We start from the raw sequence: 26,424 nt of genomic DNA on the forward strand, positions 1-26,424 counted from the left end.
CTCTTTCCGGAGCGCCTTACCTCAACGCGCTATCGCACACCTCGGCTGTTCGCGCCGCTAGCGCACACCCACAACCCCGCCATGGAGGCGGGGAGGCCTGACAGGATGAACGCGTGACGATCTCGAGCTACGTACGTGACGGACTCACCTTCGACGTGGTCGACTCGGGTCCGGCTGACGGCGACCCCGTCGTGCTCCTGCACGGCTTTCCGGAGCGGGCGACCTGCTGGCGGGAGGTGTCGCCGATCCTGCACGAGGCGGGCTTCCGCACCATCGCCCCGGAGCAGCGCGGCTACTCGCCGGGCGCCCGGCCGCGTACCCGCCTCGGCTATGGCGCCGGCGAGCTCGTCGAGGACGTGGTGGCGCTCATCGACGAGCTCGGCGGGCCGGTGCACCTGGCCGGTCATGACTGGGGGAGTGCGGTCGGTTGGGGAGTGGCGGCGAAGCGACCCGACCTGGTCCGGAGCTGGACCGCGATGTCGGTGCCTCATCCGGTCGCGTTCGCCCGGTCGATGAAGGGTCCGCAGCGGCGCAAGTCGGTCTACATGGCGCTCTTCAACATCCCGTTCCTGCCCGAGCTGGTCGCCGGCCGCGACGGCCGGATGGAGCGGATGATGCGGGGGAGCGGCTGGAACGACGAGGACGTCGAGCGCTTCCGCGAGGAGATCGTCGACTACGGTGCGCTGCCCGGTGGTCTGGGTTGGTATCGAGCCCTGCTCCTGGCCCCGCGCGTCGGTCGGGTCTCGGTTCCGACGACGATGCTCTGGAGCGATGGCGACGTCGCGATCGGCCGGACGGCCCTGGAGGGCAACGAAGACTTCGTCACCGGTCCCTACGAGTTCATCGAGCTGACCGAGGTCAGCCACTGGATTCCCACCAAGGCGCCACAGGCGGCCGCCGCGGCGATCCTCTCGTCCATCGCCAGGACGATTCCGTCGTGAGTGATGGCCGAGGCTGAACCTCGGGTGTGGGGGCTCAGACCTCCTCGCTCCCACCGACGGTCGGAGAGCTCGACCGGGGCGTGGTGTCGTGAGCCGCGATCGCTTCCCGGACGCCACGGATCCCCGCGCGGATCATGTCGCCGTACGGTCCTTGCGGCAGCGCGGCCACCCGCTCCTCGGCCTTGCCGATCTGCACGGCGGCTGCGTCGAAGGCGCCCAGGCGGCGCAGGTTGTCGGCGATGTTGAGGTGCAGGCTCGGATAGAACCCGGCAACCTCGAGGCCCGCGTGGTGCTCGCCGGCCCGATCGTCGGTGAGTGCGCCTGCGGCGTCGAGGGCGCGTACGTCCCAGATGAGTGCCTCGGCAGGATCGGGATGCAGGTCGGCGAGGTAGTGGGCGAGCGTGCACCGGTGAAGCGGATCGCCCAGCACCCCGAGGTCTTCCCAGATGGCGAGCAGCGCCTGCCGTGCTCTGGCGGTCTCGCCTTCGTGGCCGAGGGTCACGGCGGCGGTGATGGCGTCCATCGTGGGGTCAACAGCAGGGGTTGTGGTCATGCCTCGATGTTGGGGCTTCGACCGACCTGAAGGTCAAGAGTTGAGTACGCGGGCTCATCACGCCACGCCATGGCGCCGCGAGACTCGTCGCATGCTCGCTTTCGACCGCCCGGCCGGTGTCCCCCGGCTCATCACGCGCATGCCCTGGTTTCCCGTCATCGCGGCCCTGGCATCCGTCGTTGCTGTCCTCGCCGTCGGGAAGCTGGCCGCGAACTGGCTGGATGTCTATCTCGTCTTCTTCGGTGACCAGCCGCAGATCGAGCCGTCGAACGTCGCCGCCTACCGCGTCTGGGGTGCGATTGCGTGCGTCGCACTCATCTGTGGCGCGGTCGCCCACATGCTCAACCCCGGCCGCCGAACGCTCGGCACCCTCTGGCAGGTCCTGCTGGTCCTCGGGTGCACCGCGATCGCCGTGCTCTGCTACATCCCTGGCGCGGTGGATCTACCTGCGCCGGAGCGAGACGATGACGGCTACCGCGCCCCGCCCTGCTACTCCGGCGGTGACAACGATGAGTGTGTCGGCGGCTGACACCCCCGCCACACTCGTCGCTGTCAGGTCCGGTCGTGGAGGGTGATCTGGTAGCCGTCGGGGTCGGCAAAGGTGAACGTACGCCCGAACGGGCCGTCGATCGCGGGGGAGACGATGGTGTGCCCATCGGCGACGAGGGCATCGTGGATGGCCTGGACGTCGGTGGCATGGAGCCAGATCGCAGCACCGATGCCAGGCTGGGCGACAGACGCGAGGTCGGTGCCCGGCACGACCTCGCGAAGCGCGAATGCGATCGGCTTGGTCTCGAAGACGACGGCATGCGGAGGCCCGGCCGGCGACCGGACGAGGCCGAGGTAGTGCTCGTAGAACGCCTGCGACGCATCGAGGTCGCGCGCCTGCAGCGAGATGAAGTCGGGGCCGGTGACGGGCATGGATGCTCCTTTGATGTGTGTCAGTTATCTGACACGCGTCAAGCTATGTCAGGATACTGACATGAGTCAAGACGGCGTCGACCTGGACAAGTCGCTGGGCTACCTGCTGAAGGAGGCGTCGAGCGCCCTGCGCGCTTCGATGGAGGAGGTGCTGCGCCCGCTCGGGATGAGTGTCACTCACTACGCCTGTCTCGAACTGCTGGCGCAGCGGCCCGGTCTGTCGAACTCCGAGCTCGCCCGAGGCGCGTTCGTGACGCGCCAGACGATGAACGTGCTGCTCCGTTCCTTGGAGCGAGACGGTGATGTGACCAGGCCGGCGGAGGCCGCCGTCGGAAAGGTCCTCCCCGCGCGGCTCACGCCTCAAGGCCGCAGGAAGCTCGAGGACGCCACTGCCGCGGTCCGATCCGTCGAGGTCAGGATGCTGACCGGCATGAGCCCGACCGATCAGTCCGACGCGTTCCGGATCCTGCAGGGCATGATCCATTCCCTACGCGATGGTGGCGACGACACCTGACAAGCCGCCGCTGTGAGGGACTACGAGCGGACCCTCGAAGCCCGCCAGAGCGCAGTGGCAAGCCACAAGGCCGCGATTGCGACGAGTACGCCCCAGGCGATCCGCGCCACGTGCGGAAAGAAGAACTGGGGGAGCATCGTGGCCAGGAGAACGGCCAGCGGGACGGCACTCCAACGGGGCAAGGAGCCCGACCGCCAGACCGCGATCGAGGCGAGCACGGCGGCAACGGCGATGAGCAGTAGTCCGATCACGAAGACGGTCATCGCGGTCGGGTCGAGGCGGAAGTCGTTGCCCACGTCAGTCAGGCTCGGGTCGACGTCGGCCAGGGCGCGCTCGCCGATGGCCTTGAGACCGTAGACCTCGGCGCCGTAGTAGGAGATGGTCAGACCGGAGCCGATGTAGCCGATGACGGCCGCGAGATAGGCGGTCCTCTCCTGTGGCGTGCCGTCGAGGAAGCCTCGGATCGCGCCATAGCCGAGCGGGATGAGAATGAGGCCGACGATGGCACTGATGTGGGCGATGCTCCAGCCGGCGGAAGCCCACGCCGAGGCTCCATCGAGCGTGGTCTCGTCGGCGCGTGGAGCAACGACCTCGTAGACAGCAAAGAGAACACCGGCGATCGCAAACGCGACGGCGCCCATCTGGGTGCGGCGGTCGGGGGAGGCATGGGGGACGGTCACTGCGGAACTCCTCGGTAGATGAGACGAGAGCAGTGCTCTCAATTGCGAGCGATGATGACAGGTATCCACGGGCACCGCACGCGATTTTGACCGGCATGCGTCCCAGACCGATCCGAACGTCCCTGCGCCATCGACTGATAGGCCGCAGCGCTATCGCACACCTTGGTCAGCCGCCGCGATATGGCACAGACGGCCACGACGAAGATGCGGAATCGTGTTTATGCGCGTGTGTCCAATGGGCAGGTGGAGATGTGGCCGGGGATGCTCCACAGCGAGCGGGTGAGGTGGAGAACCTGTCCCGCGATGCACCGGTCTCGATCTTGCGCTCCTGGGCCAACGCCGCGCTACCTGATGCCGATCTTCACGATGCTGGAGCTTCTACGTGCGTCTGGCGAAGCGGACATCGCCGTTGGGGAGGCGCTCATGCAGATACGCGGTGTCGTGGGCGCGGTGGTGGTGATGGGAGCAGAGCAGGGCGGCGTTGTCGAGGTCGGTGGTGCCGTCTTGGGCCCAGGCGATCCAGTGGTGGGCCTCTGCCCAGGTGCCGGGGATGTCGCAGCCCTCGGCCTCGCAGGTCGCTGACCGGAGCAGGAGGGCGCGGCGTTGGGCGGCGGTGAAGAAGCGTTCCTTGCGCCCGAGGTCGAGGACTTCGGAGTCACCCCCGAGGACGGCGGGGAGGATGTTCGCGGTGCAGGCCAGGCGCCGGGCCTCGGCTGCCGTGATCGGGGCGCCACCGAGGACCTCGGCGATCCCGGTTTCCTTGCGGAGCTGGTCGATATCGATGGTCACGATCACCGTGGTGGCGTCTCCGCCGTGGATGGGGAGGCGCTGTGGGTCGAGGGTTTCGAGCAGCTGGCAGAACGCACGCCCGAGCCGGCGGTCGTAGGGCAGGTACTCGCCGGTCTCAGTGCGGGTGCCGTCATCACGGCGGGGCGAGGCGAAGGCTTCCAGGTTGGTGGCCAACCGGTCCGCGGCCGCATCCGGAACCACGGCGGAGATCCGGGTGGTGCCGTCGCCGAGGCGGCGCATGGTCAGTCGGGTCTTCTTCCGGGCGTGGGCCTCCTCGGCGGCGAGCCGTTTGGCTTCTTCGGCCTCGGCGATCTCGGGGGCGATCAGGTCCAGGATCCGGCGCCCCAGCCGGCGCAGCCGGGTGGGGTCGAACTCGGTGGCGTAGCCGACCAGCGTTTCCTCGGCCTTCGTCTTGATCTCGAGGTCGAGATCGGCCGGGAGGTCGTCGAGGGCGGCGACGATGACCTGCGCCTGGGTGGGGTTGCAGGCACCGGCGCGCATCGCGGCCGCGACCTGGTGATAGGTCCGGTCCAGTGCCTGGGCGAGGCGGAGGTCGGCGCGCAGGGTCTCGGGGCGCTGGTGGGTGTGGTGATGCAACCACGCGGCGACATCCCGGGCAGCGGCCTCGGCGGCCACATCATCAGCAACGGCGAGCACCCGCAGTTCGAGCTCGGCCAGCTGCGCTTTCGCGCGGGCGATCTCGAGCAGGGTGGCGGCCTTCTGGTCGGTGGCCATGAAGGCTGGGTTCGCCTCAGCAACCTGCTCGAGAGACGCGGTGATCGCGACCACCGCCCCCAACACAGGATGCTGGGGCTGCTGCAGCATGGTCATCGAATCGGTCACCTCCCGACGTACGAACTCAAAGGATCTGCCCATGCAGATCCAACTTGGTTCGCTGGTCTCGGAGGCCCGGCAGTACGGGCTATTACTTACCCTCGCAGCTCAGCGTCGACGCCCCTGGTTCCCCTGGATTACCCCACACCCGTTGTGTCCCGGGTAGAAAGGCACGCCTCTTTGAGGTGGTCGGCCATCACGTTTACGCCTGCGCCGAGCCTACCACACGAAGCAAACCAACGAACCCAATCAGGGACAGATATCCCCAGCCGAAGCCGAACCGCTGCTGGAAGCCCGCAAGACAGGCAAATGGCACCCAACCCAAGCGCCAAGGCTTGTAAATCTCCCAACCCAAGCCACGTATTGGCCCCACCCGCGCTGGAACCCAACCCGAGACCAACGGACACACATCAAGCTCGCTCAGCGCCCCGACTCCGAACACCACCACGAAGCGCTATCGCACACCATCGTTCCCGGCCGCGATACAGCACAAACAAAACCAGCCACGAAAGAGGCCCCGGCGCAGACGCCAGGGCCTCTCAGTGGACCAGCAACGCGATCAGGACGCCGTGAAGGACCGCCCGATCCGCAGCGCCTGCTCCGTGGCTCCGCCGAAGACGAACTCGAAACGCTTGGCGGTGGTGAAGTAGCGATGGGCCTCGCCGTCGAGGTCGATGCCGACACCGCCGTGAACGTGGACGGTGGTGTGGGCGAGGCGGTGGGCGGCGTCGGCGGCCCAGAGCTTGGCGACGGCGACCTGGTCGGCGGCCGGCAGGCCGGAGGAGACCCGCCAGACCGCCTGCCAGAGGGTGAGTCGCTGGGCGAGTACGTCGATGAACCCGTCGGCCAGCCGCTGAGAGACGGCCTGGAAGGTGCCGATGGCGCGGCCGAACTGCTCCCTGGTCTTGGCGTAGGACGACGTGAGCTCGAGGGCTCCTTCGGTGATGCCCAACAGCTCGGCGGCCGCGGCCACGCTCAACAGCGCGCCGAGCCGGGCGGCGGCTGCGGAGTCTCCGACCCGACGAGCGGGGGCCGAGGTGAACGAGACCAGTGCGGTGACGTCGCCGTCGCTGGTGTGCTGGGCATGGCGGTCCACGCCTTCGGCCGAGGCCTCGACCAGGAAGACGCCGACGGTGCCGTCCGGCGCCGACGCGGTCACCAGGAACCCGTCGGCGATCATCCCGGCCCTGACCAGCGTCTTCACGCCGGTGACCGTCTCGCCCGTGGCGACGACGGTGGGGGACTCGGGCAGGTGGGAGTGTTCCTCGGCGACCGCGGCCGTCAGGACCCGGGAGCCGTCGGCGACGCCGGCCAGAGCGTCCGCTGCGGTCTCCGCGAGGAACAAGCCGCACGGCCCGTGCACCGCGAGCGGCACCGGCGCGACCCGCCGACCGGCCTCGACGAGCACGCGGCACAGCTCGACGAGGCCGAGCCCGGCGCCGTCCTGGGCCTCGGGCAGGTGGAGGCCGAGCAGCCCGGACTCGCCGAGGGCGGACCACAGAGCGGTGTCGAAACGGCCGCGGTCGCCGGCGTCCGCCTCGACCGTACGCAGCCGGTCGACGCCGGTCGCGTCGCCGATGATCTTGGCCGCGAGCTCGGCGGCGTCGTCGGATTCGGTGGTGAAGGAGAAGTCCATGGTGTGTCCCTGTCGTCAGGAGTGGGTCAGCGCTTGGCGGCAGGCAGGCCGAGACCCACGTACCCGATGATGTCTCGCTGGATCTCGTTCGTGCCGCCGCCGAAGGTCATCACCAGCGAGGAACGGTGGAACCGCTCCAGACGGCCGGCGAGCACGGCGCCGGGGGAGTCGGCGGTGATGCCCGCGTGCGGGCCGACGATCTCCATGAGCGTCCGGTAGACCTCGGTGGCCAGCTCCGAGCCGTAGACCTTGGTCGCCGAGGCCTCGGCCGGCGAGAGCGCGACCCCGTGGTCGGCGTCCGAGGCGAGCTTCCAGTTGATCAGCGAGAGCGCCTCGATGCGTGCGTGTGCTCGCCCGAGGGCGAGCTGGACCCACTCGGCGTCGATCACCCGGCTGCCGTCCGGCACGGTGGTGGCGAGCGCCCACTCCTTCACCAGTCCGAGCGAGTGGACCAGCGGCGCCGCGGAGGTGAGTGCGACCCGCTCGTGGTTGAGCTGGTTGGTCATCAGCGCCCAGCCGCCGCCGCGCGAGGAGACGAGGTTCGACGCAGGTACGCGCACGTCGGAGTAGTAGGTCGCCGAGGTGCCCACCCCGGCCACGGTCTGGACCGGCGTATAGGAGAAGCCCGAGGACGACGTCGGCACCAGGATCATCGACAGTCCCTTGTGGCGCGACGCCTCCGGCTCTGTCCGGCAGGCGAGCCAGATCCAGTCCGCATACTGGATCAACGAGGTCCACATCTTCTGGCCGTTGATCACCCACTCGCCGGTGCCTTCGTCGAGCACCGCCTTCGTCTGCAGCGAGGCGAGGTCCGTCCCCGAGCCCGGCTCGGAGTAGCCGATCGAGAAGTGCAGCTCCCCGGCCAGGATCTTCGGTAGGAAGTACGCCTTCTGCTCGTCGGTCCCGAACCGCATGATCGTCGGGCCGACCGTGTTGAGCGTGAGATAGGGGATCGGCACCCCGGCCACCGCCGCGGCGTCGGTGAAGATCAGCTGCTCCACCATGGAGCGGTCCTGGCCGCCGTACTCCTTCGGCCAGCCGATCCCGAGCCAGCCGTCCGCGCCGATCTGCCGGATGGTCGAGAGGTAGACCTCCTTGTCGGCCTCGTCCCCGAACTCGCCCGATGCCCGCGCGAGCGCAGCGCGGCGCTCCGGCGTGACCAACTCGGCGAAATAGGAGTTGAGCTCTGAGCGAAGTTGCTCCTGGGCGGGTGTCAAGGCCACATGCATGTGATAAAACTAGAACAGGTTCTACGTTTTGAATAGACCCAGCGCACAGGCCCATCAGGCTCAGACCAGCGGAAGGTACGACCATGGCCGACCCCACCACCCAGACCCGCACGCTCGATCACGGCTCCCAGCCGGAGCGCTTCGCGCGCGGTTGGCACTGTCTGGGCCTGGCCAGCGACTTCAAGGACGGCAAGCCCCACGCGGTCGAGGCGTTCGGCGGCAAGCTGGTCGTCTGGGAGGACACCAAGGGCGAGCTGGGCGTGCTCGACGGCTACTGCCGCCACATGGGCGGCGACCTCACCCAGGGCACCGTGAAGGGCGACGAGATCGGCTGTCCGTTCCACGACTGGCGCTGGGGCACCGACGGCCGCTGCAAGCAGATCCCCTACGCCCGCCGCGTCCCGCTGCGCGCCCGCACCAAGGCGTACGAGACCGTCATCCGCAACGACTCGCTGCTGATCTGGCACGACCCCGAGGGCGCGAAGGCCGACTACGACATCCTGCCGCCGGAGCTCCCCGATGTCAGCAACCGCGAGGTCTACACCGACTGGATCTGGAACACGGTCCCGATCAACGGCAGCCACTGCCGCGAACTGATCGACAACGTCGTCGACATGGCGCACTTCTACTACGTGCACTTCGCCTTCCCGACTGACTTCCGCAACGTGTTCGAGGACCACACCGCGACGCAGTACATGGCGTCCAAGGGGCGTCCCGACGTCGCCGGCGGCTACGGCGACGCCGACATGTTCCTGAAGTCCGAGGCGACCTACTACGGCCCGGCGTACATGATCAACTGGCTCGAGGTCGACTACAAGGGCTTCGTGACCGAGGTGATCCTGATCAACTGCCACATCCCGACCGGCCCGGACTCGTTCCTGCTGCAGTACGGGATCACCGTCAAGAAGCCCGAGGGTCTCGACGACAAGACCGCGAACTTCATCGGCAAGAAGTACGCCGACATGTTCGGTGACGGGTTCCTCCAGGACGTGGCGATCTGGGAGAACAAGGCGCCGGTGCAGAACCCGCTGCTGTGCGAGGAGGACGGCCCGGTCTACCAGCTGCGCCGCTGGTACGAGCAGTTCTACGTCGACGTCGCCGACATCGAGCCCGAGATGCGGGCCCGGTTCGAGTTCGAGGTCGACACCACCAAGGCCAACGAGTTCTGGCACGAGGAGGTCGCCGAGAACCTGCGCCGGATCGAGGCCGAGAAGGCGGAGAACCCTGAGTCGAGCGACGCAGGGGTCAGTTGATGGCCTCGTTCGTCCCGACGTCGCAGGACACCATCGAGGACCAGCGGCTCTACACCCAGGCCCGCCTGGTCGAGGTGGAGTGCCTGGACTGCCTTGCCCGCGTCGGGGTGAAGAAGAACAGCGAGCACCAGACCTCCGTCCAGTGGACGGCCGAGGCGCAGGCCCAGTGTCCGGATCTCGTACGCCGCAAGGCCGCCGCCAACGGCGAGCGGCTCGTCCACGCCCGCTGCCCTCGTCTGGCAGCCTCCATCGAAGCAGCCGTCGCTGACGGCCGGATCCAGATCGGAGCCGAAGATGGCTACTGACTCTTTCCTGCTGCCCGTCAGCGACGTGGTCAAGGAGACCGCCGACGCGCACTCGATCGTGTTCGAGGTGCCCGAGAATGCGAGGGACGCCTTCTTGCCGAAGCCGGGCCAGTTCCTGACCGTCGCGGTTCCGAGCGACCGCGACGGGCTCGCGGCTCGGTGCTACTCGCTCTCCAGCGCGCCGGGTGACCCGCTCACGGTGACGGTGAAGCGCACCGTGGACGGTTACGCGTCGAACTGGATCTGCGACAACCTCCGCCCCGGCGACACCTTGCGAGTCCTTCCGCCGAGCGGAATCTTTACGCCGGCCAACATCGACGCCGACTTCCTGCTCTTCGCCGGCGGCTCGGGCGTCACGCCGATCATCTCGATCGCGCGCACGGCCCTACGCGAGGGCACGGGGCGGATCGTGGTCTTCTACGCCAACCGTGACGAGCGCTCGGTGATCTTCGCCGAGGAGTGGGCGCGGCTCGCCGCCGAGCATCCGGACCGGCTCCAGGTGGTCCACTGGCTCGAGTCGGTCCAGGGGCTGCCCACCGGCGAGCAGCTCAAGGCCTTCGCGGCCGACCGGCTGACGTACGACGCCTTCGTCTGTGGGCCCGCGCCGTTCATGAAGGCGACGATCGCGGCGCTCAAGGAGCTGGAGTTCCCGCGGGCGCGGCGGCACCAGGAGAAGTTCGCCTCCCTGGGCGGCAACCCGTTCGGCGACATCGCTCCGGTCGAGGAGGCCGAGGCGGAGGTCGTCGAGCCCGCCGAGGCCGTGGACGGGGTCGCCAAGCAGCCCGTCACGCTGGAGATCGAGCTCGACGGCGCCACGACGACGTACGACGACTGGGACCCGGGCACCCCGATGCTCGACTTCCTCGAGGCGAAGGGCGTCAAAGCGCCGTACTCGTGCCGCGAGGGCGAGTGCTCGGCGTGCGCGTTCCGGCTGCTCGAGGGCGAGGTGAAGATGGTGCGCAACGACGTGCTCGAGCAGGAGGATCTCGACGACGGGATCCGGCTGGGCTGCCAGTCGCTGCCGACCACCGACACCGTCCGCGGCACGTACTCCTGAGGGACTCGCGAGAGATACAGATCACCAACCGGTTGCCGGGTCCCGGCATCCGGCGCGATAGTGTCGCGCTGCCCGAACCACATCCCCATCGGGTCCCTCGACATGTTGCATGTCGGGTGACCGGTAGGGCTCTAGCGAGGTCTCCCCACACGTGTTCAATCGCAACTTCTACGCAGCCCAGGACGACCGGCGCTTCGTCGTCGGTTATGCCCTCGACCTCGGCTTCAGGGTCTTCGACGCCTACTCGGCACCTGGCCAGCCGTTGAGCGAGATCACCACGACGGCATCGGCCTCGCTGCTCGCGGCCCGGCCGGCGTTCAAGCTCTACGCCCCCAACACCGGCCCCGAGCCGGTGATCACCCGGGTCGAGCTGGACGAGTCCGAGTTCGGCCCTTCGGCCTTCGAGTACCAGTGCAACGGCTGGGGCCTGATCGGCCTCAACTTCGGTGGCGTCGTCGGCATCGGTGGCCTCGGCTGGAGCACCCTCACCACCATGGCTGAGGCCCGTGCGACCCGCTGGCACGCGGTGGAGCCGGTCGGCGCCGCTCCTTCGCAGTGGAACTGGCCGGCCGTCGACGACGCCGCGATCAAGATGTTCGAGGCGATCGTCTCGATGGCGGGCTCCGCCGTGGGCGACAGTCCGATCCTGGCTGGCGCCGGTCAGCTCATCAAGGACAAGGGTCTGCTCTACGAGTCCGGCGGCGGGCTGCACGCGCGCCCTGGCCTCGGCTGAGGGTTGATACACGGGGCGTATCAATGGGTGCCTAATCGATACTTCCCATTATCGGTCGGGCGATCCTAGATTTCCTGGCATGGACGTCATCCGTGCAGCCCACCGCATCCCGGCCCGCCTCGAGTGGGTGGCGTCATGAACGCGGTGGACGTCCATCACGTCGTCACGGGGCGGCCCGACGGGCCCGTGGTGGTCCTGTCGAACTCGCTGGGCGCCACCCACGCGATGTGGGACGAGAACCTGGCAGAGCTCGAGCGGCACTTCCGGGTGGTGCGCTACGACACCCGCGGACACGGAGCCTCGCCGGTACGCCCCGGCCCCTACTCGATCGACGATCTGGCCGACGACGTCGTGGCCCTGCTGGACCGCCTCGGCGTCGAGCGGGTCCACTTCGTGGGCCTCTCGCTCGGGGGCATGACCGGGATGCGGCTCGCCGCCCGCAACCCGGCACGCGTCGAGCGCCTGGTGGTCCTGTGCACCGGGGCACAGCTGACCCCGTCCTCCGCCTGGCTCGACCGAGCGGCGACCGTGCGGGCGCACGGGACCCGGGCTGTCGCCGAGGCGGTCGTCGCCCGCTGGTTCACGCCCGGCTTCCTCGAGGCCAACCCCGACGTCAAGGCCACCTGCGAGGCGATGGTCGCCGCCACCCCGGCCGAGGGCTACGCCGGGTGCTGCGAGGTCATCGCGGCCATGGACCTGCGTCATGACCTCCCCGCGATCACCGCTCCGACCCTGGCCATCGCCGGCGCTGACGACCCGGCGACCCCGCCGCCTCATCTGGAGGCGATCGCGGACGCGGTCGAGGATGGTGGCGTGCTGGTCGTCCGTGACTCCGCGCACCTGGCCAACGCGCAGCAGCCCGGGACCATCACCCCGGCGATCATCGACCACCTGCTGGCGAGGTGAGCGAAACCCACGTGCGCGCGACGGCGTGACCTGGCTAGGTTCTGCGCTGATGCGAGAACCAGATGCCGCGTTCGCCGACCCTCGTCAGGCCGTGCTCTACGACGTCTTCGACGACGACCGCTCCGACCTGGACGCCTACGTCGCGATCGCCCGGGAGATCGGGGCCCGTCGCATCATCGACCTCGGCTGCGGCACGGGCTCGCTCGCCGTACGACTGGCGGGCGACGGCTTCTCCGTCGTCGGCGTCGATCCGGCGGGCGCGTCCGTGGAGGTCGCCCGCACCAAGCCGTACGCCGACCGCGTCACCTGGATCACCGGTGACGCGACTGCGCTCGCCGGTGCCGCAGGCGAGGCCGACATGGTCGTCATGACCGGCAATGTCGCCCAGGTCTTCGTCGCCGACGAGGACTGGTCCGCCACGCTGACCGCGGTCCGTGCTGCCCTGCGCGCCGGCGGTTGGCTGGTCTTCGAGACCCGTCGGCCGGAGGTCCGCGCGTGGGAGTGCTGGAACATTGCCCCGACGACTGTCTCCCTGCCGGACGGCCGCACCGCCGACGTCATCCGCACGGTGACCGTCGTCGACCTCCCGCTCGTCACCTTCGAGGGCTCCACCACCATCGGATCCGATGTCCTCACATCGACCTCCACCCTCCGCTTCCGCGACCGCGCCGAGGTCGAGCATGACCTCCTCGCCCATGGCTTCACCGTGGAGGACGTACGCGACGCCCCCGACCGCCCGGGCAAGGAGAACGTCTTCCTCGCCCGTGTGAATGCTTGAGGGACTTGGCGCTGCAATGCCTGGCTAGTCCTGCTTCGGCGGTTACCTTTGCCAGGTGAGGAACGCGAGCGAGCAGGCCAGCGCCGTCGAACGCACCGTGGCAGAACTGGACCAACGCCTGCGCACCACCCAGGCCGTGGGCGCGCTGATTCTGCTGGTTGTGTCCTTGACCGCTCCTGTGCTGGTCAGCATCGACGACTCGGCTGGAAATGATCGCCGCGAGGTCAAGGCGATCTGGTCGGCGCTGGCGTACGCGAAAGTTCTGGTCAGCAACCCAGACGCCGACTTCGGAAGCCATGCCTCACACGTCTTCGTGTTCGCAGGGCTGATCGCCACTGTCGCACTCTGCTTGTTCATGCTGCTGGGCGTGCTACCCGTACTGATCCCTCTCTCGCCGAAGCCGCGACGGTTCTGGGTAGCTGTGTGCATCGCGACCGCGGTCGCGCCGGCTGTGACGCTCATCGGTCTCGGCCTGTCGTCGGGTGACTCCGAGTTGGCGGCGACGTGGACGACCTTGGCGCCTACGGCGCTCGGCCTCTGGGTCCTTGCCGCAACCGCGAGTCACTCGTAAGCCTCGGACAACGCTCCATTACCGGCCACCGCGCCTGCCGTGCCTATCGCTTGTGCTGCAGCAAACCAGAAGCGAAGGTCGTGACACCCCACGCTTCTGTGGTCTCAGAGGTGCTGCGTCAGCGCGTCGAAGACGACCTCGTCCTCGACCCCCGAGGCCAGGCGCCAGACCGCGTCCGCGACCTCGTCAGGATCAAGGGTGGCGAAGGGGGCGCTGGCATCGGTACCGGTGAGCATCTGGTGGATGTCGCCGTGCTCGATCAGGCCGCCGACGACGAGGGAGCCGACGTGGACGCCGTCCTCCGCCGCCGCGGCGGCGAGGGTGCGGGCGTAGGTGCGCAGGGCGCCGGAGGCGGGGGCGTAGGGGCCCAGGAAGGGGAGCGGGACGACGGCGCTGAGGCCGGAGACGTAGATCAGCGAGCCGCTGCCGCGGGAGCGCATCGCGGGCAGGACGAGGCCGGCGACCTCGGCGGCAGGCTCGACGGTCTCGGCGACCGCACGGCGGATGTCGTCGGGAGCGGTCTCGAGAATCCCGACGGAAGGCGCGCGAAGGTCGTGGGCGCCGGGGCCGTGGTAGACGACGTCGATCGGGCCGAGCTCCGAGGTGATCTCGTCGAGAGCGCGGGCGACGCCGCCGGGCTCGCGGAGGTCCGCGGCTACCGCGACGGCGCGCACTCCGCTCGCTGCGAGCGTCTCCAGGTAGCCGGGGTGGCGGTCGGCGCTGCGCGAGACCAGGCCGACGGCGTACCCCTCCTTGGCGAACCGCTGTGCCACCGACATGCCGAGGCCGGGGCCGACGCCCAGGACCGCGATCGTGCTCATCTCTTCTCCCTCATGGGTAGGTTGCTGATGTCAGCAACCCTCGCCGTCCGGCGGCGATCGCGGAAGAAGGCACTTCAATGTCAGATGGGAACACCGATGTGCCCCGGCACATCGTGAGCGAGGCTCTCGGGCCCGGGTTGCCGGCGCAGGTGCCGGCGGGGGAGTACGAGGCGTGTCCGGTCACCCAGACCCTGCAGATGCTCGGCGACAAGTGGACGCTGCTGGTCGTGATGATGCTGGCCGAGCGCCCCCACCGCTACAACGAGCTGCGCCGCCGGGTCGAGGGGATAAGCCAGCGCATGCTCACCCGGACGCTGCGGGTCCTGGAGGAGGACGGGATCGTGACGCGTACGGTCTTCCCGACGGTCCCGCCCGGTGTGGAGTACGCCTTGAGCGACCGCGGGCGCGAGCTGCTCGTGCCCCTGGCCGGCCTCGCGGACTGGGTCGTGCGGGGCCAGGCAGCCTGAGGCTCAGAACCCGCGGGTCCAGAAGACCTCCTCGTGCAGGTGGCGGGAGCGCCAGCCGTCCGGCGTACGCACGAAGGAGTGCCGGTAGCGGCCGCCGACCTCGACGACGCGCTCGCCACCGGAGCCGTCGGCGATGACCATCGGGTTGTCGAAGTACGCCACGACATCCGCGCCCGTCTCGGTGAAGGTGATGCCGACCTGGCCGATGGTGTGCAGCCGCTTGCTGGAGAACGCGGGCAGCATCTCGGCGAGCCACTTCTTGACGTCGGCCACCTCGCCGACGGTGCCGCCGGACTCGGAGTAGTCGATCGTGGCATCGGGTGCGAACACGGTGTCCAGGGCATCCCAGTCGCCGTCGTCGACGGCCAGGGTGTAGCGGGTCAGCGCGTCGGTGATCTCGGCGCGGTCGATCAGCTCTTGAACGTCCATCGGAACGGCTCCTTCAGCGAGGCGAGAGGACGATGACCGGGATCTCCCGGTCGGTCCAGGTCTGGTAGGTCTCGAAGTCCGCGTACGTCTCCAGCAGCCGCGGCCACAGCGCGGCCCGCTCGGTCGGGTCGGCGACACGAGCGCGGACGAGCAGCTGCCCGCGACGGGGAACCCGGACGGCGACATCGGGCTGAGCACGCAGGTTCGCTACCCACTGCGGGTCCTTCGGCAGGCCGCCCTGGGAGCCGACCACGACCAGCTCGGATCCGGACCGCATGAACAGCAGGGGAGTGGTGAACGTGCGGCCGGACTTGCGCCCGATGTGCTCGAGCAGCAGGACGGGCGCGGGTTTGCGCCAGCCCGCCATCACCCGCCATCGACCGCCGACACGACCGTTGGTCAGCTTGAACAGCGCCGTGTTGGCGCGGGCGCCGTACTTGATGAACCTCGCCGTCAGCGGCGAGTCGAGGCCTGCGGGACGCTCGAGAGAAGGAGACATGGCCAACACTCTGGCAGAAACTTAGAACACGTTCTAGTGTATGGCTCATGCGCTTCACCTATGCCGAGGCAATGACGCAGGCCGACTACTACGCACCGCTGGCTCAAGCGGCGGAGGCGGCCGGCTACACCAGCATGACGGTGGCCGACAGCCTGATCTATCCCGAGGAGTCCGACTCCACCTATCCCTACACCGACACCGGTGACCGCGAGTTCCTGCAGGGCAAGGAGTTCATCGAGGCGTTCATCCTGTGCGCCCACCTCTTCGCGGTGACCGAGACGCTGCGCCTGACCCCGTTCGTGGTGAAGCTGCCGGTGCGCCCGCCGGTGCTGGCCGCCAAGCAGGCCTCGAGCCTCGCCTTCCTCTCCGGCAACCGGCTCGGTCTCGGTGTCGGTCTCTCGCCGTGGCCCGAGGACTTCGCCGCCCTCGGCGTCGACTGGAAGCGCCGTGGCAAGCGGATGGACGAGTGCATGGACATCCTGCGTGGCCTCACCGATCCGAGCGGTGACTTCTTCGGCTACGGCGGGGAGTTCTACACGTTCACGCCCCTCCAGCAGCGCCCGGCGCCGACCGAGAAGATCCCGCTGCTCGTCGGTGGCCACGCCGACGCCGCGCTGCGGCGCGCCGTCCTCAAGGGCGACGGCTGGATGCACGCCGGCGGCGACGGCGAGGAGCTCGACCGCCTCCTGGTGCGTCTCGCCGAGATCCGGGCCGAGGAGGGTGACACCCGCGACGACTTCGAGGTCCACGTGATCAGCTACGACGCGTACGACCTCGACGGGATCAAGCGGCTCGAGGACAAGGGCGTGACCGACTGCATCGTCGGGTTCCGCGACCCCTACGTGAAGGGCGCCGACCCCGAGCCGCTGGAGAAGAAGATCAAGCACCTGGAGTGGTACGCGGAGAACATCATCGCGAAGGCTGGGCAGTGACCGGGCAGAGCGCGGCGTACGGCCTGACCGAACCGCTCCAGCAGGCGATCGCGGAGGCGGAAGAGCTGATCGCGAACGCGCCTTTCATCCGGACCGAGGCCGACCGCCTCGAGGGGTACGAGTACCTCTCCGGCCGGATCCGGATGGCGATGCAGACCGCGTTCGACTACGACCTCGAGCAGCCGCTGTTCGTGAACCCGACCCACCAGTTCTCCAAGCAGGGCCTCGACAACCCCGACGCCATCTACTTCAACGCCTACCTGCGAGAGGGTGTCGAGTACGTGGTCCGGGGCAGGCGCGGGACCAGCGCCGATCTCTCGTTCCAGGTGATGGGTGGCGCCTACACCGCTGACTCCGCGGCGACCAGCCTGATGGCCTTCGACGACCGCAAGCTGCAGCTCGACTACGACGGTTCCTTCGAGTTCACCTACACGGCCGAGCCGGGCGCGAAGACCCTGATCGTGCGCGAGGTCTTCAACGACTGGGACACCGAGACCCGTGGCTCGATCACCATCGAGCGCCCCGACACCCTCGGCCGGCCGCGCCGCCCGCTCACCCAGGAGCTGCTCCGGAAGAAGTACGAGGTCGCCGCCCGTTCGCTGACCGGCTCGATCCAGACCTGGTTCGCCTTCCCTCAGTTCTTCCAGTACAAGGAACCGGTCAACACGCTCACGGTCCCGGCCCGCACGCCGGGCGGGCTGGAGTCGCAGTTCTCCTCGATCGGGCACTACGAGCTCGCCGAGGACGAGGCGCTCGTGGTCGAGGTGCCGCGGTGCGACGACTGCACCTACCAGGGCATCCAGGTCGGCTCGGACTGGTACGCCTCGACCGACTACGAGACCCACCAGACCAGCCTCACCAAGGCCCAGGCGGTCACCGACCCCGACGGCGTGATGCGCTTCGTGATCTCGGAGCGCCCGCCCCTGGACGGCAAGCCGATCGCCAACTGGCTCGAGACCACCGGCCACCGCACCGGCTCACTGATGCTGCGCTGGCAGCGGCTCGAACGCGACCTCTCCGCAGCCGACGGGCCGGTGGTCCACCAGGTGGGCCTGGCGGACGTCGGCGACCTGCTCCCGCACACCGAGACGCTGAGCCCCGGGGGGTATGCGGACCGGATCGCCGCACGTCAGCGGGCAGTTGCGCGCAGAATGCTGAGCTGATCTTGGGGACGAGGAGGGGCCGGAGCCGCCATGGTGTACGGCCCCTATGATTGCCGCCCATGGCCAGCCCCCACCTCGAGCCACCGACGATTCCGGGATTCCGGCACCGCCGGCTGATCGGCGCGGGCGGATCCTCCGACGTCTTCCTCTACGAGTGGTCGCAGGAGCGGGTCGACGTCGTCGTGAAGGTCTGGAACGACCGGCTCAGCGGCGAGACCCAGGACGCGCTCGCCCGGGAGACCAAGGAGGTCTCCGAGCTCGCCGCCCATCCGCACGTGCTGCCCCTGCACGCGGTCGGGGTCTCCGACGACGACCGCAGCTTCGTCGTGATGGACTACCGCTCCGGTGGAGACCTGAGTCCCGACTGGGAGGGTGAACGGCTCTCGGTCGCCGAAGCGCTGAGCATCACGATCAAGATCGCGGGCGCGCTCGACGTCGCCGCGCGGCACGGGATCCTGCACGGCGACGTGAAGCCCGCGAACATCCTGCTCACTGCGGCCGGAGAGCCACAGCTGGTCGGCTTCGGCAGCCTCTCCTCGGCCGGGCGTCCTGGTGGCGCCGGCTCGACCTCGCTGCCGTGGATGGCGCCGGAGATGCTGTCCGACCCGCCCGAGCCGAGCGCCTGGGCGGACATCTGGAGCCTGGGCGCGACCTGCTACACGTTGCTGGCGGGACGTACGCCGTTCGAGGGGGATCGCGGGGCACGCGAGGCGCTGCTCGAGCGGATCCGGGAGCACGACCCGGTGGCCATCGACCGCGCCGACATCCCGGCCTCGTTCGAGGAGGCGCTGCGCAAGGCGATGTGCAAGCGCCGCGCCGCGCGGCACTGGAGCGCGGCCGACTTCGCCAAGGCGCTCCAGGCGGTCGAGGAGGAGATCGGGCTGCCGGTCACTCCGCTCGCCGAGATGCCCGAACCGGGGTCCGAGGTCGCCGAGGCTCCCGAAGTTCCCGAGGTTCCTGCGATCGAGGTCGCGCCGGACCCGGTCCCTGCGCTGGAGGAGGCCGAGCCGTCGGACGCGGGGGATACCGCCGAGGTGCCGATCGTGACCGGCCCCGTCGCAGGACCCGTCGCCAGCTCTGCCATCAGCCCTGTCGCCAGTCCCGTCGTCGAACCGGAGTGGGCCGACCATGACGATGACGTCCTCGGCCACCGGTTCGACGTCGACCGCATGGCCCGGCTGCTGGCCTCCGCCTACACCCAGCTGCCGATCTCGGTGGCCGTCCAGGGGCTGCCCAGGAGCGGCCGGTCGACCTTCATGCGCAAGGTCGAGGAGCGCATCGAGTGGCTGGGCGAGAACGATGCCGCCTATGCGGCCCGGACCAGGCACGTACGCATCGACGCCCGTCACTACGCCGACGGTGACGTCGCCGGCGCGGTGCTCGACAGCGTCCGGGGTGCGGGGCGGAGCCAGCCGCCGCCACTGGTCGCGAAACACCAGGCGGCGCAGCGGCGGAAGGCCGAGCTGCAGGCGGCACTGGCCGGGGTGACGGAGGACGACGGCCAGCGCGGCAAGCGCCGGGCCCAGCCGATGGGTGCCACCATGGCGCTCGCGGCGATGGATCGAGAGGTCGCGGCCTACGAGGCCGCACTGCGGGCGGCGCCGCCCGGGCCGCCGCCGGGTCCGCAGTCGAGCCGGACCATCGTCTACGTCGACGACCTGGACAGGTGCGACCCGGCCACGGCGGCCGGAGTGCTGCAGGCGATCGACGAGCTGGGCGGCCGGGAGGGTGTCGCGGTCGTCGCGGCCGTGGACGCGCGGATGCTGCGGCGATCGCTCGAGGGGCGGGTGGCGGAGCCTGCGGCGTACCTCTCCCGGATCTTCGACGTGCCGTTCGCGCTGCGGGCGTTCTCGGGTGAGCCGGCGGTGCGATTCATGCGGTCGCTGATGCGCCAGGCGGTGCCGTCGTGGCCCGCGGCGCTGGCCACGGGTGTCGGCGACCGGTCCGGGCGCCAGGTCGTGGTGGAGAGCTTCGAGCTCTCCCCAGGGGAGGCGCTGTTCACCAGCGAGCTTGCGCGTTTCTGCGCGACGCCCGGAGGCGCCAGGAAGCTGCTCACGCTCTATCGGCTGGCGCGCACGGCGCCGGTCGCGAGCACCACCGCCGAGCCCTCGGCGCTGCGCGCCCTCGGGATCCTGATGGCGATCCTGGTCGGCGCCCCCGCCCAGGCCGCGCAGGTGCTCGGCGCCGTGGTCGAGGCGCTGGCGGAGGGGGACGACGGCGCCACGTTCCGGAAGGTCCTCGAGAAGGTCGCTCGCGAGCACACGGCCGGTTGCGGGCGCGCGACGTGCGGCTCGTGTGCCGACTGGTCCCGGGTGCACCGCGCCTTCGCCGACCTCATCCGGACGCAGGACGTGCCGCAGGAGGTCGGGGCGTACGCCGAATGGGTCGACGAAGTCGCCAGATTCGCTCTTCCCGACTGACCCCTTACAAAAAATTGAAACACGTTCTAGTCTAGGCGCCATGACTGGACTCCTGGATGGCAAGGTCGTCGTGCTCTCGGGGGTCGGCCCCGGCCTCGGCCGCTCGCTGGGCGAGCAGGCTGCGCTGATGGGCGCCGACCTGGTGCTCGCGAGCCGCACCGAGAAGCGACTGCAGAAGATGGCCGGCGTCATCGAGGAGCACGGACGACGTGCGCTCGTGGTGCCGACCGACATCACCGACGAGGACGCGCGCCGGCACCTGGTCGACGCCGCGCTGGAGGAGTTCGGGCGCGTCGACGTGCTCCTCAACAACGCCTTCGGCATCCCGCCGATGGACCCGCTCACCCAGATCCCGCTCGACGCGCTCCGGCTGGCCCAGGAGTCCAACGTGTACGCCCCGCTGCGGCTCTCGGCGCTCTTCGCCGACGCGCTCGCGGCCACCCCGGACAAGCCCGGCGGCGCGATCGTGATGATCAACTCCGCGGTGCTCTATCAGAGCCAGCCGGAGTTCGCGGGCTACAAGCTCTCCAAGGGCGCTCTCGCGCACCTGTCCTCGTCGCTGGCCACCGAGCTCGGCCCGCGCGGCATCCGGGTCAACTCCGTCGCGCCGTCCTACATCTACGAGGACGTCAACAAGTCCTACTTCGACTGGATCGCCTCCGAGTCCGGACGGACCCATCAAGACGTCTACGACGAGAAGGCCGCCCCCACCGACCTGAAGCGGCTCGCCACCCCCGAGGAGGTCGCCCGGGCGGCGCTGTTCCTGGCCAGCGACCTGGCCTCCGCGGTCACCGGGACCGTGCTCAACGTGGACTGCGGGGAGTTCCATGACTGAGACGCGCCCGGAAGAGACTGCGCCCCGTGAGCGGGCGGACGTCGGGACGTACGAGGACATCTGCGCGGCCGCGGTCCGCACCACCGGGCTGAGCGACTTCGGCGGGACCGACCACGAGGAGGGGCTCCGGCTCCTCGTCGAGGACCTGGCGAGCCCCGAGGCCGGGCTGACCCCGGTCGGCAACTACTTCCACCGCTCCCAGGTGAAGTCGGCCCTCGTCGGCCGGCTGATGACGCAGGCCCGGCTCGCGGAGTTCCCCCAGCACCAGGATGTACGCATCGAGCGGCCGATCTTCGTCACCGGGCTCGTCCGCACCGGCACCACCGCCCTGCACCGGCTCCTGGCCGCCGACCCGGCCCACCAGGGCCTGGAGACCTGGCTGACCGAGTTCCCCCAGCCGAGGCCTCCGCGCGAGACCTGGGAGCAGAACCCGGTCTTCAACGCGATCCAGGGCGCTTACCGGCAGCACCACGTGGCCAACCCCGAGTTCATGGGGATCCACTACATGGACGCCACCAGCGTCGAGGAGTGCTGGCGGCTGCTGCGGCAGAGCGGCAAGTCGATCTCGTTCGAGTCGCTGGCCAACGTCCCGCGCTACTCGGCCTGGCTGGCGAAGCAGGACTGGCGCGACGCGTACGAGGTCCATCGCCGCTCCCTGCAGCTCATCGGCCTCAACGATCCCGAGAAGCGCTGGGTGCTCAAGAACCCCTCCCACCTGGTCGCGCTCGACGCGCTGATGGAGGTCTACCCCGACGCGCTCGTGGTGGTCACCCACCGCGACCCGATCGTCTCGGTCGCCTCGGGCTGCTCGCTCTCCGCCGAGGCGACCGCGGGGATGTCGAGCACGTTCGTCGGGGAGACCATCGGGGAGACCCAGCTGGAGATGCTCTCCCGCTCGTGGCGCTCCTTCGGTGAGACTCGGAAGAGGTACGACGCGGCGCAGTTCCTCGACGTCGACTACCGCGGCTTCGTCCGGGACCCCGTCGGCACCGTCGAGAACATCTACGGCCACTTCGACATCCCCTGGAGCGATGCTGCCCGAGCCGAGGTCTCCCGCATCGACGCCGAGTCCCGTTCGGGGAGCGCCCGGCCCAAGCACGACTACAGCCTGGCCGACTACGGGCTGACGGAGGACGAGGTTCGCCAGGCGTTCACCCTCTGATTCCGTACGGCCTCCACCACTGCTCCATCGAGGTGTCCTACGGTTCGACGCGAGCTCACCGGGGTGCGGCTCATGACGCCGTCCGACCAGGGGAGCCACGTGATGAGCCATGCCGCTGCGGTGCTGAGCGCCGAGCCGACGGAGGCGCCTGCCAGGCCGTCGGCCAGGCTGGTCACGGTGCTGGCCCTGCTGGCCGCGTTCGCGGCCTCGATGAGCCTCTACGTCGCCACCACCCAGGCACTGTCGTACCACGCGCGTGACGAGGGCCCGAACGCGTCGTACGCCATCTCGCTCCTCGCGGGCGACCTGCCCACGATCGACACGCCCGTGGCGCACGACCGGGCGCGCTTCCCCCAGATCACCCGCGGCGCGAACCGGGAGGAGTTCGATCGCCACCGGATGATCTGGACCGCCAACCATCCGCCGCTCTACTACCTCCTCGGCGTGCCGTGGGTCGCCCTGGCCGACGCACTCGAGAACCCGCACGTGCTGATCGCCGGGATGCGTGCGGTGAGCGCCCTGGCGTACGGAGCGTTGGTGTTCCTGGTCGGTCTGATCGCCTTCGAGGTCACCCCGCGGCGCCCGGCCGCAGCGATGCTCGCCACTGCGATCACGGCCTCGCCGGCCGTGCTGGCGGTCGCGGCGGGGTTCATCATGAACGACAGCCTCGCGGTGGCGGCCTCGTCGCTGACCGTGCTCGCGACCCTGCGCATCCTCCGCCTCGGGGTGACCCGGAACCGGATGATCGTGATGGCGGTCGCCGGAACCCTGGCCGCCGCGACGAAGGCGCCCGGCGTGATCACGGTGATCATGTGCGGTGCCGCGCTCGGGGTGACGCTGCTGCTCCGTGACCGCACCCGGATGGGCCTGCTCCGGGCCGCCTGGCTGACCGCGATCGCCACCGGGGTTCCCGGCGTGGCGATCGGCTGGTTCTACCTACGCAACATCGTGCTCTACGGCGACGCGACCGCGAGCTCGGCGCTCCTGGAGCGTTACCAGCGGGTGCAGGTCGACACCTGGTTCGAGGTGATGACCGCGCCGCGCTTCTGGCACGGCTGGTACGACCACCTATGGGTGCCGCTTCAGCTGCGTGGCACCGGGCTGCACTGGATCATCGACGTCATCACGTTCGTGGCGCTGCTCGGGCTGGTCCTCGGGGTCGTCGCACGCCTACGGGATCACGGTCGCGAGCGGGGCCTCGTGGTCAGCGCTCCCCGGGTGCCGTCCGTGGCGACCGTCGGTCTGCTCGTGCTCATCGCGCACGCGTTCGTGATCATCGTCAACCTCGCCCAGTTCCGCTCCGGCGGCGGCAACCCGCACGAGCGCTACCTGATGACGATCATGCCGCTGGTCGCGATCGTGCTGGCCGTCGGCCTCCTGGCCATCGTCGACGCGGTGCCGTGGGGCGAGATCCGCCGGCGCGAGGAGATCGCGGCGGCCCTCGTCTCGGCGTTCCTGGTGGGGATGGCGGCTGCCACCTTCGCCACCTGGGTGCGCACCCAGATCCACTTCGGGGCGGATCGCCTGCTTCCCGAGATCCGGCCGCTGCCGTACGTCGTGCTCGGGATCGGGGTGCTCTGCGCGCTCGCTGCGGTGCTCCTCCCGCTCGTCTGGCGGTCTCGTGGAGATGCTCCGCGAAACAGCACGGGTCTCGACCCGCTTCGCGGGTTCGCAGGCTCACCCGCTGCGCTCGCTCGACCTTCTCGCGTTGCGCGCTCGCTCGTTCCTCGCGACCGCGCAGGCTCGAATGTCGGTGGTCCCGCGTAGCCTAGGAATCATGCGTCCAGTCACCGATCTCGAGCGTCGCGTCGCCCCGTTGAAGGTGGTCTCCGACTACCAACCCTCGGGCGACCAACCGGCCGCGATCGCGGAGATCACCAAGCGGATCCAGGACGGCGTCAAGGACGTCGTCCTCCTCGGCGCGACCGGCACCGGAAAGACGGCGACGGTGGCCTGGACCGCCGAGCAGCTGCAGCGTCCGCTGCTGGTGCTGCAACCCAACAAGACCCTGGCCGCCCAGTTCGCCAACGAGCTGCGCCAGCTCTTCCCGGACAACGCGATCGAATACTTCGTCTCCTACTACGACTACTACCAGCCCGAGGCGTACGTCCCCCAGACCGACACCTACATCGAGAAGGACTCCTCGATCAACGAGGAGGTCGAGCGGCTGCGCCACTCGGCCACCAACTCGCTGCTGACCCGGCGCGACGTCATCGTGGTGAGCACGGTGTCGTGCATCTACGGTCTCGGCACCCCGCAGGAGTACGTCGATCGGATGATCCGGCTGCGGGTGGGGGAGGAGCACGACCGCGACTCGATCCTGCGCCGGCTGGTGGAGATCCAATACACCCGCAACGACCTCTCCTTCACCCGAGGCACGTTCCGGGTGCGGGGAGACACCCTGGAGATCTTCCCGGTCTACGAGGAGCACGCGGTCCGGATCGAGTTCTTCGGCGACGAGATCGAGCGGCTGATGACGCTGCACGCGGTCACCGGCGAGGTCCTCACCGAGGACCAGGAGCTCTACGTGTTCCCGGCGACCCACTACGTCGCCGGCCCCGAGCGCATGGAGCGGGCGATCGACGGCATCGAGGCCGAGCTCGACCAGCAGCTGAGCACCTTCGAGAAGCAGGGCAAGATGCTCGAGGCGCAGCGGCTGCGGATGCGCACGACCTACGACATCGAGATGATGCGCCAGGTCGGGTCGTGCTCCGGGATCGAGAACTACTCGATGCACATCGACGGCCGCGAGCGCGGCTCGGCGCCCAACTGCCTGCTCGACTACTTCCCGGAAGACTTCGTCCTCGTCGTGGACGAGTCCCACGTCGCGGTCCCGCAGGTCGGCGGGATGTACGAGGGCGACATGTCCCGCAAGCGCAACCTGGTCGAGCACGGCTTCCGGCTGCCCAGCGCCCAGGACAACCGTCCGCTGAAGTGGGAGGAGTTCCTCGAGCGGATCGGCCAGACGATCTACCTCTCCGCGACCCCGGGCAACTACGAGCTCGACAAGGTCGGCGGCGACACCGTCGAGCAGATCATCCGCCCGACCGGGCTGATCGACCCCGAGGTGATCATCAAGCAGACCAAGGGCCAGATCGACGACCTGATCGGTGAGATCAACGACCGGGTCGCCAAGAACGAGCGCGTCCTGGTCACCACGCTCACCAAGAAGATGTCCGAGGACCTCACCGACTACCTGCTCGATGCCGGGATCCGCACGCGCTATCTCCACTCCGAGGTCGACACCCTCAAGCGGATCGAGCTCCTCCGCGACCTGCGGCTGGGGGAGTACGACGTCCTGGTCGGCATCAACCTGCTCCGTGAGGGTCTCGACCTCCCGGAGGTGTCGCTGGTCTCGATCCTCGACGCCGACAAGGAAGGCTTCCTGCGCTCGGACAAGTCGCTGATCCAGACCATCGGCCGTGCGGCCAGAAACGTCTCCGGCCAGGTCCACATGTACGCCGACAAGATCACCCCCTCCATGGAGTCGGCGATCGAGGAGACCAACCGCCGCCGCGCGATCCAGGTGGCCTACAACGAGGCCAACGGCATCGACCCGCAGCCGCTGCGCAAGAAGATCGCCGACATCACCGACATGCTCGCCCGCGAGGACGAGTCGACCCAGGAGCTGCTCAACACCTGGGCCGGCACCGAGGCCAAGGGCCGTGCGGGCAAGACCTCCGCCAAGGCCCCCACCCCGATGCTCGGCGACGCCGCCCGCGAGGCACGCGAGCGCGGCCTCGTCGGCCTCCCCTCCTCCGACCTGGCTCAGCTCATCGGCGATCTCACCGAGCAGATGAAGGGCGCCGCCGCCGAGCTCCAGTTCGAGGTCGCCGCCCGTCTGCGCGACGAGATCTCCGACCTCAAGAAGGAGCTCAGGCAGATGATGGAAGCCACCAAGTAGTGCGCTGGTCGAGCCGCCGGAGCCGCTAGGCGGAGGCGTGTCGAGACCAACACGGTGACCTCCGCGCTAGATCGCACCGTGTTGGTCTCGAC

Annotated in this window: 27 protein-coding genes; 18 read left to right on the top strand and 9 right to left on the bottom strand. The window is 69.2% G+C overall.

Annotated elements, in window-relative coordinates; genetic code table 11:
- Positions 1 to 113 precede the first annotated feature (113 nt).
- Entirely contained in the window at positions 114 to 941 is an 828-nt protein-coding gene (locus ACFU7D_RS15760; RefSeq protein ID WP_378868576.1) for an alpha/beta fold hydrolase, read from the top strand.
- Positions 942 to 975: 34 nt separating this feature from the next.
- Here ACFU7D_RS15760 and ACFU7D_RS15765 read toward each other — a convergent pair whose 3' ends face one another.
- Entirely contained in the window at positions 976 to 1,494 is a 519-nt protein-coding gene (locus tag ACFU7D_RS15765) for a hypothetical protein (RefSeq protein ID WP_378868579.1), read from the bottom strand.
- A gap of 91 nt (positions 1,495 to 1,585) precedes the next feature.
- Here ACFU7D_RS15765 and ACFU7D_RS15770 point away from each other — a divergent pair, with 91 nt between their 5' ends.
- Positions 1,586 to 2,023 carry a hypothetical protein gene (locus ACFU7D_RS15770; RefSeq protein WP_378868582.1) on the top strand — a complete coding sequence of 146 codons (438 nt, stop codon included), beginning with the start codon at positions 1,586 to 1,588 and terminating at the stop codon, positions 2,021 to 2,023.
- 23 nt (positions 2,024 to 2,046) lie between these two features.
- Here ACFU7D_RS15770 and ACFU7D_RS15775 read toward each other — a convergent pair whose 3' ends face one another.
- Positions 2,047 to 2,415, bottom strand: coding sequence for a VOC family protein (locus ACFU7D_RS15775; protein ID WP_378868585.1), 369 nt, complete (start codon positions 2,413 to 2,415; stop codon positions 2,047 to 2,049).
- Positions 2,416 to 2,476: 61 nt separating this feature from the next.
- Between ACFU7D_RS15775 and ACFU7D_RS15780 the strand changes: the two genes are divergently transcribed.
- Complete coding sequence (locus tag ACFU7D_RS15780; RefSeq protein ID WP_378868588.1) at positions 2,477 to 2,929, top strand: MarR family winged helix-turn-helix transcriptional regulator; 453 nt, start codon at positions 2,477 to 2,479, stop codon at positions 2,927 to 2,929.
- Between the two features lie 20 nt (positions 2,930 to 2,949).
- Here the strand turns inward: ACFU7D_RS15780 and ACFU7D_RS15785 are convergent, their stop codons facing one another.
- From ACFU7D_RS15785 to ACFU7D_RS15800, 4 genes are all read right to left on the bottom strand, one after another.
- A complete protein-coding gene (locus ACFU7D_RS15785) occupies positions 2,950 to 3,609 on the bottom strand; it encodes a hypothetical protein (RefSeq protein ID WP_378868591.1) in 660 nt (219 codons plus the stop codon).
- Between the two features lie 378 nt (positions 3,610 to 3,987).
- Complete coding sequence (locus ACFU7D_RS15790) at positions 3,988 to 5,229, bottom strand: DUF222 domain-containing protein (protein ID WP_378868594.1); 1,242 nt, start codon at positions 5,227 to 5,229, stop codon at positions 3,988 to 3,990.
- 562 nt (positions 5,230 to 5,791) lie between these two features.
- Positions 5,792 to 6,868, bottom strand: coding sequence for an acyl-CoA dehydrogenase family protein (locus tag ACFU7D_RS15795; protein ID WP_378868597.1), 1,077 nt, complete (start codon positions 6,866 to 6,868; stop codon positions 5,792 to 5,794).
- 26 nt (positions 6,869 to 6,894) lie between these two features.
- Positions 6,895 to 8,097, bottom strand: a complete 1,203-nt coding sequence (locus tag ACFU7D_RS15800; protein WP_378868600.1) for an acyl-CoA dehydrogenase family protein — start codon at positions 8,095 to 8,097, stop codon at positions 6,895 to 6,897.
- An 83-nt stretch (positions 8,098 to 8,180) separates the two neighbouring features.
- On the opposite strand from ACFU7D_RS15800, the gene ACFU7D_RS15805 reads away from it, so the two are divergent.
- The 7 genes from ACFU7D_RS15805 (at position 8,181) to ACFU7D_RS15835 (ending at position 13,700) form a co-directional block, all read left to right on the top strand.
- Positions 8,181 to 9,350 carry a Rieske 2Fe-2S domain-containing protein gene (locus ACFU7D_RS15805; protein WP_378868603.1) on the top strand — a complete coding sequence of 390 codons (1,170 nt, stop codon included), beginning with the start codon at positions 8,181 to 8,183 and terminating at the stop codon, positions 9,348 to 9,350.
- Positions 9,350 to 9,655, top strand: coding sequence for a hypothetical protein (locus ACFU7D_RS15810; protein WP_378726857.1), 306 nt, complete (start codon positions 9,350 to 9,352; stop codon positions 9,653 to 9,655). Before ACFU7D_RS15805 ends, ACFU7D_RS15810 begins: the two co-directional genes overlap by 1 nt.
- On the top strand, positions 9,645 to 10,712 hold the full coding sequence (locus ACFU7D_RS15815) for a 2Fe-2S iron-sulfur cluster-binding protein (protein WP_378726859.1): 1,068 nt from the start codon (positions 9,645 to 9,647) through the stop codon (positions 10,710 to 10,712). Before ACFU7D_RS15810 ends, ACFU7D_RS15815 begins: the two co-directional genes overlap by 11 nt.
- Before the next feature lie 151 nt (positions 10,713 to 10,863).
- Positions 10,864 to 11,445: a hypothetical protein gene (locus ACFU7D_RS15820; protein WP_378726861.1), complete on the top strand. Its 582-nt coding sequence runs from the start codon at positions 10,864 to 10,866 to the stop codon at positions 11,443 to 11,445.
- A gap of 135 nt (positions 11,446 to 11,580) precedes the next feature.
- The gene (gene pcaD / locus ACFU7D_RS15825; RefSeq protein WP_378868606.1) at positions 11,581 to 12,351 is read left to right on the top strand and encodes a 3-oxoadipate enol-lactonase; all 771 of its coding nucleotides are present in this window, start codon (positions 11,581 to 11,583) and stop codon (positions 12,349 to 12,351) included.
- Positions 12,352 to 12,400: 49 nt separating this feature from the next.
- Positions 12,401 to 13,129, top strand: a complete 729-nt coding sequence (locus tag ACFU7D_RS15830; protein WP_378868609.1) for a class I SAM-dependent methyltransferase — start codon at positions 12,401 to 12,403, stop codon at positions 13,127 to 13,129.
- Positions 13,130 to 13,184: 55 nt separating this feature from the next.
- Positions 13,185 to 13,700, top strand: a complete 516-nt coding sequence (locus tag ACFU7D_RS15835; protein ID WP_378868613.1) for a hypothetical protein — start codon at positions 13,185 to 13,187, stop codon at positions 13,698 to 13,700.
- Between the two features lie 104 nt (positions 13,701 to 13,804).
- Here ACFU7D_RS15835 and ACFU7D_RS15840 read toward each other — a convergent pair whose 3' ends face one another.
- On the bottom strand, positions 13,805 to 14,521 hold the full coding sequence (locus tag ACFU7D_RS15840; protein WP_378868615.1) for an SDR family NAD(P)-dependent oxidoreductase: 717 nt from the start codon (positions 14,519 to 14,521) through the stop codon (positions 13,805 to 13,807).
- 77 nt (positions 14,522 to 14,598) lie between these two features.
- On the opposite strand from ACFU7D_RS15840, the gene ACFU7D_RS15845 reads away from it, so the two are divergent.
- Positions 14,599 to 14,988, top strand: a complete 390-nt coding sequence (locus ACFU7D_RS15845) for a winged helix-turn-helix transcriptional regulator (protein ID WP_378868617.1) — start codon at positions 14,599 to 14,601, stop codon at positions 14,986 to 14,988.
- A 3-nt stretch (positions 14,989 to 14,991) separates the two neighbouring features.
- Here ACFU7D_RS15845 and ACFU7D_RS15850 read toward each other — a convergent pair whose 3' ends face one another.
- The gene (locus ACFU7D_RS15850; RefSeq protein WP_378726872.1) at positions 14,992 to 15,417 is read right to left on the bottom strand and encodes a nuclear transport factor 2 family protein; all 426 of its coding nucleotides are present in this window, start codon (positions 15,415 to 15,417) and stop codon (positions 14,992 to 14,994) included.
- A 13-nt stretch (positions 15,418 to 15,430) separates the two neighbouring features.
- Positions 15,431 to 15,916, bottom strand: a complete 486-nt coding sequence (locus ACFU7D_RS15855) for a nitroreductase/quinone reductase family protein (protein WP_378726874.1) — start codon at positions 15,914 to 15,916, stop codon at positions 15,431 to 15,433.
- Positions 15,917 to 15,963: 47 nt separating this feature from the next.
- Between ACFU7D_RS15855 and ACFU7D_RS15860 the strand changes: the two genes are divergently transcribed.
- From ACFU7D_RS15860 to uvrB, 7 genes are all read left to right on the top strand, one after another.
- Positions 15,964 to 16,848: a TIGR03619 family F420-dependent LLM class oxidoreductase gene (locus ACFU7D_RS15860; protein WP_378868619.1), complete on the top strand. Its 885-nt coding sequence runs from the start codon at positions 15,964 to 15,966 to the stop codon at positions 16,846 to 16,848.
- Complete coding sequence (locus ACFU7D_RS15865) at positions 16,845 to 18,011, top strand: hypothetical protein (protein WP_378868620.1); 1,167 nt, start codon at positions 16,845 to 16,847, stop codon at positions 18,009 to 18,011. Before ACFU7D_RS15860 ends, ACFU7D_RS15865 begins: the two co-directional genes overlap by 4 nt.
- A 59-nt stretch (positions 18,012 to 18,070) precedes the next feature.
- The gene (locus tag ACFU7D_RS15870) at positions 18,071 to 20,431 is read left to right on the top strand and encodes a protein kinase (protein WP_378868622.1); all 2,361 of its coding nucleotides are present in this window, start codon (positions 18,071 to 18,073) and stop codon (positions 20,429 to 20,431) included.
- A gap of 40 nt (positions 20,432 to 20,471) precedes the next feature.
- A complete protein-coding gene (locus tag ACFU7D_RS15875) occupies positions 20,472 to 21,266 on the top strand; it encodes an SDR family oxidoreductase (protein ID WP_378868625.1) in 795 nt (264 codons plus the stop codon).
- Positions 21,259 to 22,428 (top strand): sulfotransferase family protein, encoded by a 1,170-nt coding sequence (locus ACFU7D_RS15880; RefSeq protein ID WP_378868627.1) that lies wholly within the window; start codon positions 21,259 to 21,261, stop codon positions 22,426 to 22,428. Before ACFU7D_RS15875 ends, ACFU7D_RS15880 begins: the two co-directional genes overlap by 8 nt.
- A gap of 72 nt (positions 22,429 to 22,500) precedes the next feature.
- Positions 22,501 to 24,195 (top strand): hypothetical protein, encoded by a 1,695-nt coding sequence (locus ACFU7D_RS15885; RefSeq protein WP_378868630.1) that lies wholly within the window; start codon positions 22,501 to 22,503, stop codon positions 24,193 to 24,195.
- A gap of 10 nt (positions 24,196 to 24,205) precedes the next feature.
- The gene (gene uvrB, locus ACFU7D_RS15890; protein ID WP_378726888.1) at positions 24,206 to 26,332 is read left to right on the top strand and encodes an excinuclease ABC subunit UvrB; all 2,127 of its coding nucleotides are present in this window, start codon (positions 24,206 to 24,208) and stop codon (positions 26,330 to 26,332) included.
- Positions 26,333 to 26,424: the final 92 nt, after the last annotated feature.

Origin of the sequence: Nocardioides sp. NPDC057577, assembly GCF_042801335.1 — a bacterium.
GTDB lineage: Bacteria > Actinomycetota > Actinomycetes > Propionibacteriales > Nocardioidaceae > Nocardioides.

What these genes read in the sequence shown, in the direction of transcription:
- ACFU7D_RS15765 (WP_378868579.1), bottom strand. Translation starts at nt 1,494, where the DNA reads ATGACCACAACCCCTGCTGTTGACCCCACGATGGACGCCATCACCGCC.
- ACFU7D_RS15770 (WP_378868582.1), top strand. Translation starts at nt 1,586, where the DNA reads ATGCTCGCTTTCGACCGCCCGGCCGGTGTCCCCCGGCTCATCACGCGC.
- ACFU7D_RS15775 (WP_378868585.1), bottom strand. Translation starts at nt 2,415, where the DNA reads ATGCCCGTCACCGGCCCCGACTTCATCTCGCTGCAGGCGCGCGACCTC.
- ACFU7D_RS15780 (WP_378868588.1), top strand. Translation starts at nt 2,477, where the DNA reads ATGAGTCAAGACGGCGTCGACCTGGACAAGTCGCTGGGCTACCTGCTG.
- ACFU7D_RS15790 (WP_378868594.1), bottom strand. Translation starts at nt 5,229, where the DNA reads ATGACCATGCTGCAGCAGCCCCAGCATCCTGTGTTGGGGGCGGTGGTC.
- ACFU7D_RS15795 (WP_378868597.1), bottom strand. Translation starts at nt 6,868, where the DNA reads ATGGACTTCTCCTTCACCACCGAATCCGACGACGCCGCCGAGCTCGCG.
- ACFU7D_RS15800 (WP_378868600.1), bottom strand. Translation starts at nt 8,097, where the DNA reads ATGCATGTGGCCTTGACACCCGCCCAGGAGCAACTTCGCTCAGAGCTC.
- ACFU7D_RS15805 (WP_378868603.1), top strand. Translation starts at nt 8,181, where the DNA reads ATGGCCGACCCCACCACCCAGACCCGCACGCTCGATCACGGCTCCCAG.
- ACFU7D_RS15810 (WP_378726857.1), top strand. Translation starts at nt 9,350, where the DNA reads ATGGCCTCGTTCGTCCCGACGTCGCAGGACACCATCGAGGACCAGCGG.
- ACFU7D_RS15815 (WP_378726859.1), top strand. Translation starts at nt 9,645, where the DNA reads ATGGCTACTGACTCTTTCCTGCTGCCCGTCAGCGACGTGGTCAAGGAG.
- pcaD (WP_378868606.1), top strand. Translation starts at nt 11,581, where the DNA reads ATGAACGCGGTGGACGTCCATCACGTCGTCACGGGGCGGCCCGACGGG.
- ACFU7D_RS15830 (WP_378868609.1), top strand. Translation starts at nt 12,401, where the DNA reads ATGCGAGAACCAGATGCCGCGTTCGCCGACCCTCGTCAGGCCGTGCTC.
- ACFU7D_RS15840 (WP_378868615.1), bottom strand. Translation starts at nt 14,521, where the DNA reads ATGAGCACGATCGCGGTCCTGGGCGTCGGCCCCGGCCTCGGCATGTCG.
- ACFU7D_RS15845 (WP_378868617.1), top strand. Translation starts at nt 14,599, where the DNA reads ATGTCAGATGGGAACACCGATGTGCCCCGGCACATCGTGAGCGAGGCT.
- ACFU7D_RS15850 (WP_378726872.1), bottom strand. Translation starts at nt 15,417, where the DNA reads ATGGACGTTCAAGAGCTGATCGACCGCGCCGAGATCACCGACGCGCTG.
- ACFU7D_RS15855 (WP_378726874.1), bottom strand. Translation starts at nt 15,916, where the DNA reads ATGTCTCCTTCTCTCGAGCGTCCCGCAGGCCTCGACTCGCCGCTGACG.
- ACFU7D_RS15860 (WP_378868619.1), top strand. Translation starts at nt 15,964, where the DNA reads ATGCGCTTCACCTATGCCGAGGCAATGACGCAGGCCGACTACTACGCA.
- ACFU7D_RS15870 (WP_378868622.1), top strand. Translation starts at nt 18,071, where the DNA reads ATGGCCAGCCCCCACCTCGAGCCACCGACGATTCCGGGATTCCGGCAC.
- ACFU7D_RS15875 (WP_378868625.1), top strand. Translation starts at nt 20,472, where the DNA reads ATGACTGGACTCCTGGATGGCAAGGTCGTCGTGCTCTCGGGGGTCGGC.
- ACFU7D_RS15880 (WP_378868627.1), top strand. Translation starts at nt 21,259, where the DNA reads ATGACTGAGACGCGCCCGGAAGAGACTGCGCCCCGTGAGCGGGCGGAC.
- ACFU7D_RS15885 (WP_378868630.1), top strand. Translation starts at nt 22,501, where the DNA reads ATGACGCCGTCCGACCAGGGGAGCCACGTGATGAGCCATGCCGCTGCG.
- uvrB (WP_378726888.1), top strand. Translation starts at nt 24,206, where the DNA reads ATGCGTCCAGTCACCGATCTCGAGCGTCGCGTCGCCCCGTTGAAGGTG.